The following is a 13606-nucleotide window of genomic DNA, read 5'->3' as shown; positions in this document are numbered from 1 at the left end:
GCGGACGCTCGGCCGGGACATCCCAGCCGAGCCGCCGGGTTCCCGCCGCCGTGCCGGTCACGCTGGCAGGATGGCTCGCGCGTGGACTTCTGCCTGAAGGGACGACGCCATGAGCGAGAAACTCACCACCGACGGTCTCCGCGAGGTGTGGAACCGCTACGCGCCGCGCTACGACCGCGACATCGGCTTCTTCGAACGCGTCCAGTTCGCGGGCGGCCGGGAATGGGTGTGCCCGCAGGCCACCGGCAAGGTCCTGGAGGTCGCCGTCGGCACCGGCCTCAACCTCCCGCACTACCCGGCGGGCGTCACGCTCACCGGCCTCGACCTCAGCCCGGCCATGCTGGCCATCGCCCGCGCCCGCGCCACCGAGCTGGGCCGTGAGGTCGAGCTGTGCGAGGGAGACGCGCAGGCGTTGCCGTTTTCCGACGCCTCGTTCGACACGGTGGTGTGCACTCTCGGGCTGTGCGGGGTTCCCGACGAGCGCGCGGCGATCGCGGAGATGCACCGCGTGCTCAAGCCTGGCGGGAAACTGCTGTTGCTCGACCACGTCGGCAGCCACCACCGCATCGTCCACTTCGGACAGTCGCTGCTGGAGAAGCTGAGCGTCCGGATGTGCGGTGACTACCAGACGCGTCGCCCGTTGCCGTTGGTGGAACAGGCCGGGTTTGTGGTGCAGCGGCAGGAAAGGCTCAAGCTCGGCATGGTCGAACGGGTGGCGGCCGTCAAGCCCTGACGCGTGGCCGGACGACGACCAGTGGCACCAGCAGGAGCGCGATGATGCCACCCGCGAACGACAACGCGGGATAGCTGCTGGACGCGACGACGAAGCCCGACGCCATGCCACCGGTGGCACCGGCCACGGCGATGGCGGTGTCGATGCGGCCCTGCGTCGCGGCGCGGGTTTCGAGCGGCACGGCGTCGGTGATGAGCGCGGTACCGCTGACCAGGCCGAGGTTCCAGCCCAGCCCGAGCAGTCCCAGCGCGAGGGTGAGCAGCGACGTGGACTCGGCGGGCGCGAACCCGGCGACCAGCCCGGCCGCGAGCAGGGTGACGCCGGACGCGGCGACCATGGGCAGCCTGCCGACGCGGTCGACGAGCCAGCCGCTGATCGGGGAGGGCAGGTACATCCCGGCCACGTGCACGGCGATGACGAACCCGGTGGCCGCGAGGTCGTGACCGTGGTGGCGCATGTGCACCGGGGTCATGGTCATGATCGCGATCATCACCAGTTGGATGACGACCATGGTGGTCGTGCCGATCAGCAACAGCCGTGAGTCGTGGCGGGAAGCACCGCTCGCCACGGAGTCCACGGGCAGAGCGTGGGCGGTGAGGAGCGGATCGGGCCGCAACATCAGCCACAGCACGATGGCGGCGGCCGTGTACGCGAACACCGCGAGGATGAACGGTCCGGCGAGCGCGGGAATGCCCCAGCCGGTCGCCAGCTCACCGGTCAGGGTGACGAGGTTGGGGCCCAGCACCGCGCCGGCGGTCGTGGCGACGAGCACCGTGCTCACCGCGCTGCCGCGGCGTTGCGGGGCGGCCAGATCGGCACCGGCGTAGCGCGCCTGGAGGTTGGTGGAACTGCCCGCGCCGTAGACGAACAACGCGACGAACAGCAGCACGACGTTGCCGGTGGCGGCGGCGATGACGACACCGAGCGCGCCCACCGCTCCGGTGAGGTAGCCACCGGCGAGACCGGCGCGTCTACCCCGCAGACCGGAGACGCGGGCGATCAGCAGGGCCGCGAGCGCGGAGCCGATGGTGAACAGTGCCGCGGGTAAGCCGGCCGCGCTGGTGGCACCGAGCATGTCCTGGGCGAGCAGCGCGCCGACGGTGATGCCCGCCGAGAGCCCGGCGCCGCTGAGGACCTGGGCGGCGACGAGCACGGTCAGGACGCGTCGCTGGGCAGGATGACGGGTGATCAGGGTGTCCACAGTGTCCATTCCGGGGTCCGTTCCGGGGTCCGTTCCGGATCTCAGAACGCGACGGGGAGTTCGGCGAGCCGCCATTCGAGCATCCCGCCGGCGAGCCGCCGGGCGGTTCGTCGCTGCGCGGTGAGCAGGCGGATGGCCTCGTGGGCGAGCACGCAGTAGCAACCGCGGCAGTACGCCACGATCTCCTGGTCGGCCGGGAGTTCGGCCAGCCGGTCCGCCAGCTCGTCCAGCGGGATGGACACGGCGCCGGGGATGTGGCCGGCGGCGAACTCCTCGGCGGGACGGACGTCGATCACGGTCGCGCGGCCCGATCGGACGCGCTCGAGGAGGTCCTCCCGGCTCACCGCCTCCGTGTCCTCGCCGAGGTAGGCCTCCCGCGCGGTCCGCACGTCCGGCAGCCGGTGGTCCGCGACGGTGCGCAGCAACGAGAACAGCCCGGCGACGTCGTCACCCGCCAGCCGGTAGAAGATCTTCGTGCCCTCGCGGCGGGTCGCCACGAGGTTGGCCTGCTTGAGGGTCTGCAGATGCGCCGACGCGGTGGTCAGCCCGAGTTCCGCCGACTTCGCGAGCGCGTCGACCGTGCGCTCACCCTGGGCGAGCAGATCGAGCAGTTCCAGCCGCTTGCCGCTCGCCAGTGCCTTGCCGACGCGAGCGAACTGGTCGAACAACGCGGTCTTCGCGTCCCGGTCACCCATGGTTCTCCAATCATCCTTGGAATAGTGTAGAACATGGATCGGTGAGAGGAGACGATGACTGTGCCTGAGGTGCTTCCGCTCGTTGACGTGGGACTGGGGAACTCCGCGTATCTGGTCGACCTGGGGGACGGCCGGGCGCTGGTGGTGGACGTGAGTCTCGATCTGAGGGCGACCGACCAGGCCGTTCGGCGCCGCGGCCTGAGCGTGGCGTTCGCCGCCGACACCCACCTGCACGCCGACTTCCTGTCCGGCGCACGCCGCCTGTCCGTGACGGCGGGTACGCGCGTGCTCGCGTCCGCGGCCGGGCACCGCGAGTTCGCGCACAGCGGGCTACGCGACGGCGACGAGGTCGACCTCGGTGGCCTGCGTCTGCGCGCGTTGGGCACCCCTGGCCACACCGACGAGCACCTGTCGTTCCTGCTGCTCGACGGCGATCGGCCGCTAGGGGTGTTCACCGGTGGCTCGCTGATCGTCGGTGCCGCCGCCCGCACGGACCTCGTCGCGCCCGAGCGGACCGAGGAACTCGCCCGCGCCCAGTACGCGTCACTGCGACGCCTCGCCGAGCTGCCCGACGACGTGGCCGTCTGGCCCACGCACGGCGCCGGATCGTTCTGCTCCGCCCCGCCAGGCGCGGACCGGACCAGCACGATCGGCCGGGAGAAGGCCACGAACCCGTTGCTGCACGCGCCCGACGAGGACAGCTTCGTGAGGGAGCTGCTCGGGTCGCTCGGCAGCTATCCGCCGTACTTCGGCCGCCTCGCTGAGATCAACCGCCAGGGCGTCGTGGCGGGGACACCGGGCTTGCCGTCGCTGGAGGTCGCCGCGGTCCGGCGGCTTCTGGCCGACGGCGCGCGTCTGATCGACGTACGGCCGCTCGCCGACTTCGCGGCCGCGCACGTGCCCGGTGCGCTCTCGCTTCCGCTACGGCCGGCGTTCGCGTCGTGGCTCGGCTGGCTGGCGCCACACGACCGGCCGCTGATCGTGGTGCGCGGTGCCGATCAGGATCCGGCGGAGATCGCCTGGCAGGCCGCCAAGATCGGCTACTTCGACCTCGCGGGAGAGGTCGCCGGCGGGATGACCGCCTGGGTCGCCGCGGAACTCCCTGCCGCCGCAACCAGGTTGGTGGGCCCGGACCAGGTGAGGGGAGCGGTCCTGGACGTCCGGCAGGACGCGGAGTTCGCCTCCGGGCACCTGCCGAGAGCACAGCACATCGAGCTCGGCGACCTGCCCGGCCGCCTCGACGAGGTGCCGCGGGAGCCGCTCGTGGTCATGTGCGGACACGGCGAACGAGCCATGGGCGCCGCCAGCCTGCTCGAACAGGCGGGACACCGCGACGTCGCCGTGCACACGGGCGGCCCCGGCGACTGGGCCGGCGCCACCGGCGGACGCCTGGTGAGCGGTGGATGAGCCACCGGCTCGGCCTGCGCGCCAACCTCGCCCAGTTCAGCCTGCTCGTCGCGGTCAACGCCCTGGTCGGCGGCGTGCTCGGGCAGGAACGCGCGGTGCTGCCGCTGCTGGCCGAGGACGAGTTCGGCCTGACCGGCTACACCGTCGTGCTCACCTACGTCGTCGCCTTCGGCCTGACCAAGGCCGCCACCAACTACGTCGCCGGCACCTGGTCCGACCGCTTCGGCCGGCGCCCGGTGCTGCTGGCAGGCTGGCTGGCCGCGATCCCGGTGCCGTTGATGCTGATCTGGGCACCGTCGTGGGGCTGGGTGGTCGCGGCCAACGTGCTGCTCGGCATCAACCAGGGCCTCACCTGGTCCACCACCGTGATCATGAAGATCGACCTGGCCGGCCCGTCCTGCCGCGGCCTCGCGATGGGCCTCAACGAAGCCGCCGGTTACCTCGCCGTCGCGGTCACCGCGCTCGCCACCGGCTACCTGGCCGCCCGCCACGGGTTGCGCCCGGCACCGTTCCTCCTCGGACTGTCCTATGTGGTCATAGGCCTCGGCCTGACGGTGTTCGCCGTGCGGGAGACCCGCGACCACGCACGACTCGAAGCGGCACAACACCCGGCCCCCGTCGACCAGGTACCGCGTGACCGGGAGATCTTCACGCGCACCAGCCTGCGCGAACCCGCGCTGTCGGCGGCCAGCCAGGCCGGAATGGTGAACAACCTCAACGACGGCCTGGCGTGGGGCCTGTTCCCGATCCTGTTCGCCACCGCCGGCCTCTCGATCGCCAGGATCGGCGTCCTGGCCGCCGTCTACCCGGCCGTGTGGGGCCTGGGCCAGCTGATCACCGGACCACTCTCGGACCGCTGGGGCCGCAAACACCTCATCACCGCCGGAATGCTCGTCCAGGCCGCGGCACTCGCCCTCGTCGCGCTCGCGGACACCTTCACGATCTGGCTCGCCGCGGCGGTGCTGCTGGGCGCGGGTACCGCGATGGTCTACCCGACCCTGCTCGCGGTGATCGGCGACGTGGCACACCCGGCCTGGCGCGCGCGAGCCGTCGGCGTCTACCGGCTCTGGCGCGACGGCGGCTTCGCGGTAGGTGCGCTCCTCGGCGGCATCGTCGCCGACGTCTGGGGCCTGCGCGCCGCGGTCTGGGTGGTAGCCGCACTCACCGCTCTGTCCGGACTCGTTGTGGCCGTGCGCATGTACGAAACGCACCCGAACGGGAAGGTCAGCACGTGACCGTCCCCAATGGACTCCTCGATGGACCGGTCCATGTCGACTACAACTGTTGAAGAAACCGGCCACCACGGTGGTTGGTAAATTTGTGTCACATCGAGCCCCAGGGCGGCTCCATCTGGAATGCGCTGCGGGCGATGTGCCCGTCTTACCAGAAGCTCTTCGTGAGGAAGGCGGTTAGGCGTGAGCCAGAACACGAGCGTTGTCGACGAAATCAACAAGACGCTCGGCCGGCTGCTCGCCGAACCGCTTCTTCGTCCCGCGAGCTTCCTCCGGGCCCCACGAGGAGAGCGTCTGGGCAAGCCGCTCAGTGAGGCGCGCCTCGCGGTCTTCGAGCAGGTCAACGGTGTGAAACTGCCGGTGGAGTACCAACAGTTCCTGATGTGCGTCGGCGATGGGGGTATGGGTCCGGGCTACGGTCTTTGCAGCCTCAGCACCTGGCGAACAGTCGAGCTGCCCGCGAATCTGGTCAGCGTGGAGCTGCCCGATGGGACGCATCAGGGTCTCCGTGTCGCCGACCACGGTGGCACGGACGAAACGGCCCTGTTGCTGAGCGGTCCAGAGACGGGGCGACTGGTCGAGCGGACGGTAGGAATGCCGCCCCGGATGAGGCGCGAGCCGGGCTTCCTCGAGTGGTACCTGACCTGGCTGACGGAAGATGGCAGCAGCCTGCAAGTCGGTTCGCCTCGCGGTGAAGCCGTTCTTGTGAGCACACTGCTCGACTCTTTGGCAGAGAGCGAGCGAGCACGGGCGTTGTACGAACTGGGAGCGCTTCCGGCCGTCACGGACGCGACCGTTGAACTCGTACAGCGAGTCGCAGTGCAGGACTTGAGTTCAAGTGTGCGATATCAGGCGATCGAGCTGCTGGGTGAGCTGGAGTTGTGGTCGTGGAAGGTTTTTCGCGCAGCGCTGCGCGACTCCAAGCGATCGGTCCGGAGACGTGCGCTGGTCCATCTGTTGCGCCTCGCCGGTGATACTCCCGCCTGGCGTGAAGGACTGGAGATCGTTCGTTCGACCTCCGACGCGGTGAGCGCACAGCTCGCAGGAGAACTGGAAGAACGCCGCAGTCGAGGAACGGTGATCCCTCAGGAGGCTCGGTAGCCGGCCGTAAACCGGGCGGCACGCGGCGAGTTCCTTGGCAGGGTGCGGGTGTGCGTCCTGACATGGATCTTTGCGTCGTTGTCCCCAGATCGCCGAACTCTGTGGTCGCCGATCCGGAGGCCATGGTGCGCTGAGGCGTCGAACTCCGAAGCAGGCACGTCGCCAATCGGTTTAGGGGCATCTCACAGCTTCCTCGCCACCAGCACCGCCTACGACGAAGCCACCGCCTGGGGCTCACCAGGCCGAGCGAGCTCCCCAACTTCCAGGGATGTCTCGGGCGCGCAAACCGATGATCCAGAACGATGAAAGGCAGAAATTCGGATGAGTACCCGAAAAGCAGAGAAGCAGGTCAACTCGAAAGTTGACCTGCTTCTCTGGAGTACGCCGCCAGGGACTCGAACCCCGGACCCGCTGATTAAGAGTCAGCTGCTCTAACCAACTGAGCTAGCGGCGCTTGTTTGTGTGCCGGAGCCGTGCTCATTCCGACGGGAAGAACGTTAGCACAGCGCCTCTGCGCGCTCCCAATCGGCTGGTCAGTACGGGTTTCGAGGTGCATCGGCCACGTAACGATCCGGCCACTTGGGCAACTTCGGGGCACCACCTGTCGTCACCTAGTCGGGGGACGCCGAATCGTGTACGTGCAGGCAGTCTCGGTAGTGGCGACAAGCAGATCGGAAGTGCGTCGATGGGGATGTGGGGCAGGCGCGGTCGAGGGGTGGTCGCAGCGGGAATCGCTGTGATGCTGATCGCAGGCTGTGCGGGGGGTGGCGGCGACAGCGCGAGTGGGGCCGGCGGTGAGTCGTCCAGTGCTCCTCCTCCGCCTCCGAAACCCGTCACGCTGACGCTGGCGCTGAACAACGGCGCGGTCGACGTGTCGCCCGGTCTGCCGGTCATCGCCACGGCGGCGGACGGGAAGCTGACCGACGTCAAGCTGACCAACCCCGAGGGCAAGGTCGTCGAGGGCAAGATGAACGCCGAGTCGACCCAGTGGACGAACACGGAGCCGCTCGGCTACTCCAAGACCTACAAGCTGGTCGCCACGGCGACCGGTGAGGACGGCAAGCCGCAGACCAAGGAGTCGTCGTTCACCACGGTGAAGCCGCGCACGCTCACCTACGTGTCGACGAACCCGCAGGACGGCACCACGATCGGTGTCGGGCAGCCGCTCGCCTTCTACTTCGACGAGCCGGTGGCCGACAAGGTCGCGGCCGAGAAGATGCTCGAGATCACCACCGAGCCCAAGGTCGAGGGTGCCTTCTACTGGTTCAACAAGAAGGAGGTGCACTGGCGTCCGGAGAAGTTCTGGAAGTCGGGCACCAAGATCACGATGAACATCAAGGTCTACGGCAAGCACGTCGGTAACGGCATCTACGGCCAGGAGGACCGCGTCATCACCACCACGGTGGGTGACGAGGTCATCCACGAGGCCGACGGCCAGACGCACCAGGTGATCACCAAGGTCAACGGCCAGGTCGTGCGCACCATGCCGACCTCCATGGGCAAGCCGGCCGACGCCACGCCCACCGGCACGTACGTGCTGATGGAGAAGCACGCCCACATGATCATGGACTCGACCACGTACGGCCTCGCGCTGGAGAACGGCGGCTACCGGACCCCGGTCGACTGGGCGTACCGCATGTCCAACAGCGGCATCTTCTTCCACGGCGCGCCGTGGTCGATCGGTGACCAGGGCCGCCGCAACGTGAGCCACGGCTGCCTCAACCTCTCGCCCGAGAACGCCAAATGGGTGTTCGACAACAGCAAGCAGGGCGACGTCGTCATCGTCACCAACTCCGGTGGCCCGCCGCTCGAGTCGTGGGACGGCTTCGGTGACTGGCAGGTGCCGTGGGCGACCTGGGTCCAGGGCAACCGCTAACGGCTCAGGACACCGTCACCTGACCGGCCTCGACGGTCAGGTGACGGTTCACCCGCACCGCCTCCAGCATCCGCCGGTCGTGCGTCACGAGGAGCAACGTGCCGGGGTAGTTCTCGAGCGCCGACTCCAGCTGCTCGATCGCGGCCAGGTCGAGGTGGTTCGTCGGCTCGTCGAGCACCAGCAGGTTGACCCCGCGTCCCTGCAGCAGGGCCAGGGCGGCCCGCGTCCGCTCGCCCGGTGACAACGATCCCGCCGGACGCATCACGTGCGCCGCCTTCAGGCCGAACTTCGCGAGCAACGTCCGCACGTCCGCCGGGTTCATCTCCGGCACGGCCTCCTGGAACGCGTCCACCAGCGGCAGGTCGCCCAGGAACAACCCGCGTGCCTGGTCCACCTCGCCGACCACGACGCCGGAGCCCAGGGTCGCGTAGCCGGACGCCAGATCCGCCCTGCCGAGCAGTGCCGCGAGCAACGTCGACTTGCCCGCGCCGTTCGCGCCGGTGATCGCGACCCGGTCCGCCCAGTCGATCTGCAGGTCCACCGGGCCGAGCCGGAAACCACCGCGCTGCACCACGGCCGCACGCAAGGACGCCACGACCGCACCGGAACGCGGGGCCGCGGCGATCTCCAACCGCAGCTCCCACTCCTTGCGGGGCTCCTCGACGACGTCGAGCCGTTCGATCATGCGGTCGGTCTGCCTGGCCTTCGAGGCCTGCTTCTCGGTGGCGTCGGCGCGGAACTTGCGGGCGTTCTTGTCGTTGTCGCCCGCCTTGCGCCGGGCGTTCTTCACGCCCTTCTCCATCCACGCGCGCTGCATGCGCCCACGGGCCTCCAGCGACGCCTTGGTGTCCGCGAACTCCTCGTAGTCCTCACGGGCGTGCTGGCGGGCACGGGCACGTTCTTCGAGGTACGACTCGTAGCCGCCGCCGAACAGGCGCACGGCGTTCTGGTGCAGGTCGAGCTCCAGCACGCTGGTCACCGTGCGGGCCAGGAACTCGCGGTCGTGCGACACGAGCACAGTGGCGGCGCGCAGCCCTGTGACGAACTTCTCCAGCCGCTCCAGGCCGTCGAGGTCGAGGTCGTTGGTCGGCTCGTCGAGCAGGAAGACGTCGTAGCGGCTCAGCAGCAACGACGCCATGCCCGTCCGTGCCGCCTGGCCACCGGACAGCGAGGTCATCAACGCGTCGAGGCCCACGGTGAGCCCGATGTCCGCGACGACCTCCAGTGACCGTTCCTCCAGGTCCGCGCCACCCAGCGCGAGCCAGCGGTCCAGCGCGTCCGAGTAGCCCTCGTCGTTGCCGGCGGTCAACGCCTCGGTGGCGAGATCCAGCTCCGCCTGGGCGGCCGCGACACCGGTCCGGCGGGCCAGGAAGTCACGGACCGTCTCACCCTCCAGACGTTCGGGCTCCTGCGACAGGAACCCCACGTTCGCCGACGGCGGGTTCAATGACACCTTGCCCTGCTCGGGCGAGATGAGCCCCGCCAGCGTCCGAAGCAGCGTCGACTTGCCGGCACCGTTCACCCCGACGAGGCCGATCACGTCACCGGGAGCGACCACGAGGTCCAGCCCGGAGAAGAGGACGCGGTCACCATGACCGGCGGCGAGATCCTTGGCAACAAGCGTGGTCATGACCATCTCCGGCGACACAGGGGACAGGCAGGTAGGCGCGGAGCGCCACCGGCTGGGGGTCCGGGGCTTGCCCCCGGCGCGGGGTCTGGGGGCTCGGCCCCCAGAAAACACCGAAGCCGAGCCATATCTGCGCTTTCCGCAGATATAGCTCGGCTACTCGGGTGAGTGACGGGACTTGAACCCGCGACACCTGGGATCACAACCCAGTGCTCTACCGACTGAGCTACACCCACCATCACCGGTCCGTGACCGGCGTGGAAAGCATAGCAACGAGAGCTACCGATATTGAAATCGGGGGTCAGTCGACGTTCTTCAGCAGGTCAGCGGCCACGGCCTGGGCCTGTTCGGTCGACGGGCCCGGCTGCGGCACGAACGCCGTGCGCCGGTAGTACGCGAGCTCCCGGATCGACTCGACGATGTCGGCGAGCGCCCGGTGCGCGAGGCCCTTGCCCGGCTGCGCGTAGTAGATGCGCGGGTACCAGCGCCGGCACAGCTCCTTGATCGACGACACGTCGACCATGCGGTAGTGCAGGTGGGCGTCCAGCGCCGGCATGTCACGGGCGATGAACCCGCGGTCGGTGGCGATCGAGTTGCCCGCCAGGGGAGCCGTGCGGGGGTCGGGCACCCACTGTTTGATGTAGGCCAGTACGGCGGCCTCGGCCTCTTCCAGGGTGACCGCGGACGCGCGCACCTCCTCGGTCAGGCCCGACTTGGCGTGCATCTGCATGACGACTTCCGGCATCGAGGCGAGCACTTCGTCATCCGCGTGGATCACAATGTCCACACCGTCGCCGAGCACGTTCAGCTCGGCGTCCGTGACCAGTGCCGCGATCTCGATCAGAGCGTCCTTGCCCAGGTCGAGTCCGGTCATCTCGCAGTCGATCCACACCAGACGATCCATCACGCCCCGAACATTACTGCGCGGGGCGTCAACTTCGAGTGGCGGCGTGCAGCAACCTGGTTACGCTCCTCGTGCATGACGGCTCAAGCTGAGATCGCCGCCGGGTACGCGTCCGAGAGCGCGGCCATCGAACTCGGTGCCGTGCTGGCCGGCGGGACCGTCGAGCCGGCCGCACACGTCCGCATCCCGTTGTCCATGATCAACCGGCACGGACTTGTCGCGGGCGCGACGGGAACCGGCAAGACGAAGACGTTGCAGCTGCTCGCCGAACAGCTGTCGGACAACGGCGTGCCGGTGCTGATGGCCGACGTGAAGGGCGACTTGTCCGGTCTGTCGCGAGAAGGTGAGCACGGCGACCGGATCGACGCCCGCGCCAAGGACACGGGTGACGACTGGCGGCCGCGGTCGTACCCGACGCAGTTCCTGTCGATCGGCACCGGCGGCATCGGTGTGCCCCTGCGGGCAACGGTCACGAGCTTCGGGCCGATCCTGCTGGCGAAGGTGCTGGGCCTGAACGACACCCAGGAGTCGACCCTGGGACTGATCTTCCACTGGGCGGACTCGAAGGGCCTCCCGCTGCTCGACACCAAGGACCTGCGCAGCGTCATCCAGCACCTCACCAGCGACGAGGGCAAGGCGGACCTCAAGGGCATCGGCGGCGTCTCGAGCTCCACCGCGGGCGTCATCCTGCGGGCCCTGGTGAACCTGGAGGCGCAGGGCGGCGACCGGTTCTTCGGCGAACCGGAGCTCGACCCGGCCGACCTGATGCGGCAGCGCGACGGCAAGGGCGTCGTGAGCCTGCTGGAACTGGCCGAGCTGCAGGGCAACCCCGCGCTGTTCTCCACGTTCCTGATGTGGCTGCTCGCGGAGCTGTTCGAAACGCTGCCGGAGGAAGGTGACGTCGAGAAGCCGAAGCTCGTCTTCTTCTTCGACGAGGCGCATCTGCTGTTCTCGAACGCCTCCAAGGCGTTCCTCGACCAGATCACCCAGACCGTGAAGCTCATCCGGTCCAAGGGGATCGGCGTCTTCTTCTGCACCCAGCTGCCGACCGACATCCCGAACGACGTGCTGTCGCAGCTCGGCGCGCGCGTCCAGCACGCACTGCGCGCGTTCACGCCGGACGACCAGAAAGCGTTGGCGCGCACGGTGAAGACGTATCCGAACACGCCGCACTACGACCTGGAGAAGGCGCTCACGTCGCTCGGCATCGGCGAGGCGGTCATCACCGTGCTGAGCGAGAAGGGCGCGCCGACGCCGGTCGCGTGGACCAGGCTGCGGGCACCGCGGTCGCTGATGGACACCATCGGCGACGACGCGATCAGGCAGGCGGCACAAGGCTCCGACCTCCACGGCAAGTACGCCGAGAGCGTCGACCGCGAGTCGGCCTACGAGCAGCTGATGCGGAAAGTCGCGCCACCACAACAGGAACAAGCCCCGGAAGCCCCTCCCCGGCGGCAGGAGAAGGAGGAACCGGGGCTCGCCGAGAAGGTGCTCGGCAACAGCGCCGTGAAGTCGTTCCTGCGGTCAGCCGGCAGTGCCCTGGCGCGCGAGATCACGCGGGGCATCTTCGGGACTTCGCGCAAGCGACGCTGACAGCACGGCCGCGCCGAGGCAGAGGGCGCCCGCGACGTACCAGGCGAGGTCGTAGCTGCCCAGGTGGTCGCGGGTGAGCCCGGCCGCGGACGCCGCGATCGCCGCGCCCAGCTGGTGCGAGGCGAACACCCAGCCGAACACCACGGGACCGGACATGCCGAAGTACTGGCGGCACAACGCCACGGTCGGCGGCACGGTCGCGACCCAGTCCAGGCCGTAGAAGATGATGAACACCAGCATCGACGGGTGCGCCGACGCGCCGAACAGTTGCGGCAGCAGCATCAGCGAGAGTCCGCGCAGCGCGTAGTAGGCAGCCAGCAGCAACCGCGAGTCCACGCGGTCGGTCAGCCAGCCGGACGCGATCGTGCCGACGATGTCGAACACGCCGACCAGCGCCAGCAACCCCGCGGCGGTCGTCGTCGGCATGCCGTGGTCGTGCGCGGCGGGGATGAAGTGCGTGCCCACCAGACCGTTCGTCGACGCACCGCAGATCGCGAAACCACCGGCCAGCAACCAGAACGGCCGAGTCTTCGCCGCGGCGGTCAACGCGCTCAGGGCGCGACGAGCAGCCCCTCCGGACGGTGGCGGGGGAGTGTCCTCGGAGGCGCCGAGCGGCAGCAGCCCGACGTCGCGCGGGTACTCGCGCAGGAAGAACGCCGCCAGCGGCACGACGGCCAGCGCGGCGATGCAGATCACCAGCGACGCGGGCCGCCAGCCGTAGCTCTCGGACAGCCACGCCACCGTCGGCAGGAACACCAGCTGACCGGCCGCGCCACCCGCCGTCAGCACGCCCGTGACCAGGCCGCGGTGCTTGACGAACCACCGGCCGGTGATCGTCGCGACGAACGCCAGCGCCATCGAGCCGGTACCGAGACCGACCACGACGCCCCACAGCAGGACGAGCTGCCACGACGCCGTCATGAACACCGTCAGGCCGCTGCCGATCGCGACCATGGTCAACGCCCAGGTCACCACGACCCGGACGCCGAACCTGTCCATCAGCGCGGCGGCGAACGGCGCGGTCAACCCGTACAGCAACAGGTTGATCGAGATGGCGAGGGAGATCGTGCCGGTCGTCCAGCCGAACTCCGCCCGCAACGGCTCGATCAACGCGCTCGGCGCCGCGCGGAACGACGCGGCTCCCACCAGGGCGATGAACGACACACCTGCGACAACCCAGGCCCAATGCAGTCTCACGCCGACAAGGTTCGGTGATCGCCGACCGAGCGAACAGTGG

The 13606-nt window shown here is 69.1% G+C and carries 11 protein-coding genes and 2 tRNA genes; 6 read left to right on the top strand and 7 right to left on the bottom strand.

Annotation, left to right across the window (positions count from 1 at the left end):
- Positions 1-109 precede the first annotated feature (109 nt).
- The gene (locus ACRSBM_RS32315; protein WP_434449205.1) at positions 110-733 is read left to right on the top strand and encodes a class I SAM-dependent methyltransferase; all 624 of its coding nucleotides are present in this window, start codon (positions 110-112) and stop codon (positions 731-733) included.
- On the opposite strand, the gene ACRSBM_RS32310 is transcribed toward ACRSBM_RS32315, so the two are convergent.
- On the bottom strand, positions 723-1943 hold the full coding sequence (locus ACRSBM_RS32310) for an MFS transporter (RefSeq protein WP_434449202.1): 1221 nt from the start codon (positions 1941-1943) through the stop codon (positions 723-725). The genes ACRSBM_RS32315 and ACRSBM_RS32310 overlap by 11 nt on opposite strands.
- Positions 1944-1975: 32 nt before the next feature.
- Positions 1976-2629, bottom strand: a complete 654-nt coding sequence (locus tag ACRSBM_RS32305) for an ArsR/SmtB family transcription factor (protein ID WP_434449199.1) — start codon at positions 2627-2629, stop codon at positions 1976-1978.
- Positions 2630-2683: 54 nt separating this feature from the next.
- Between ACRSBM_RS32305 and ACRSBM_RS32300 the strand changes: the two genes are divergently transcribed.
- The 3 genes from ACRSBM_RS32300 to ACRSBM_RS32290 all read left to right on the top strand — a co-directional run bounded on the left by ACRSBM_RS32300 (position 2684) and on the right by ACRSBM_RS32290 (position 6369).
- Positions 2684-4036, top strand: a complete 1353-nt coding sequence (locus ACRSBM_RS32300; protein ID WP_434449196.1) for an MBL fold metallo-hydrolase — start codon at positions 2684-2686, stop codon at positions 4034-4036.
- Positions 4033-5271 carry an MFS transporter gene (locus ACRSBM_RS32295; protein WP_434449193.1) on the top strand — a complete coding sequence of 413 codons (1239 nt, stop codon included), beginning with the start codon at positions 4033-4035 and terminating at the stop codon, positions 5269-5271. The genes ACRSBM_RS32300 and ACRSBM_RS32295 overlap by 4 nt, the downstream gene beginning before the upstream one ends.
- 180 nt (positions 5272-5451) lie before the next feature.
- Positions 5452-6369 (top strand): hypothetical protein, encoded by a 918-nt coding sequence (locus ACRSBM_RS32290; RefSeq protein ID WP_434449191.1) that lies wholly within the window; start codon positions 5452-5454, stop codon positions 6367-6369.
- Positions 6370-6749: 380 nt separating this feature from the next.
- Here the strand turns inward: ACRSBM_RS32290 and ACRSBM_RS32285 are convergent.
- A tRNA-Lys gene (locus ACRSBM_RS32285) sits at positions 6750-6823 on the bottom strand.
- Between the two features lie 285 nt (positions 6824-7108).
- Here ACRSBM_RS32285 and ACRSBM_RS32280 point away from each other — a divergent pair.
- Positions 7109-8245 carry a L,D-transpeptidase gene (locus ACRSBM_RS32280; RefSeq protein WP_434449188.1) on the top strand — a complete coding sequence of 379 codons (1137 nt, stop codon included), beginning with the start codon at positions 7109-7111 and terminating at the stop codon, positions 8243-8245.
- 4 nt (positions 8246-8249) lie between these two features.
- Here the strand turns inward: ACRSBM_RS32280 and ACRSBM_RS32275 are convergent, their stop codons facing one another.
- The 3 genes from ACRSBM_RS32275 to orn form a co-directional block, all read right to left on the bottom strand.
- Complete coding sequence (locus ACRSBM_RS32275; protein WP_434449185.1) at positions 8250-9875, bottom strand: ABC-F family ATP-binding cassette domain-containing protein; 1626 nt, start codon at positions 9873-9875, stop codon at positions 8250-8252.
- Between the two features lie 160 nt (positions 9876-10035).
- Positions 10036-10108 (bottom strand) — tRNA-His (locus tag ACRSBM_RS32270).
- Between the two features lie 65 nt (positions 10109-10173).
- Positions 10174-10779, bottom strand: coding sequence for an oligoribonuclease (gene orn / locus ACRSBM_RS32265; RefSeq protein ID WP_434449182.1), 606 nt, complete (start codon positions 10777-10779; stop codon positions 10174-10176).
- A gap of 72 nt (positions 10780-10851) precedes the next feature.
- Here orn and ACRSBM_RS32260 point away from each other — a divergent pair, with 72 nt between their 5' ends.
- Complete coding sequence (locus ACRSBM_RS32260; protein ID WP_434449179.1) at positions 10852-12369, top strand: helicase HerA-like domain-containing protein; 1518 nt, start codon at positions 10852-10854, stop codon at positions 12367-12369.
- On the opposite strand, the gene ACRSBM_RS32255 is transcribed toward ACRSBM_RS32260, so the two are convergent.
- Entirely contained in the window at positions 12301-13566 is a 1266-nt protein-coding gene (locus tag ACRSBM_RS32255) for an MFS transporter (RefSeq protein ID WP_434449176.1), read from the bottom strand. The two genes, ACRSBM_RS32260 and ACRSBM_RS32255, sit on opposite strands and share 69 nt — an antisense overlap.
- Positions 13567-13606: the final 40 nt, after the last annotated feature.

Source organism: Lentzea xerophila (assembly GCF_051094245.1).
In the GTDB taxonomy this organism is placed as follows: Bacteria; Actinomycetota; Actinomycetes; order Mycobacteriales; family Pseudonocardiaceae; genus Lentzea; species Lentzea xerophila.
Note: the sequence above shows the minus strand (reverse complement) of the source record. Positions and strands in the feature narration are given on the sequence as shown.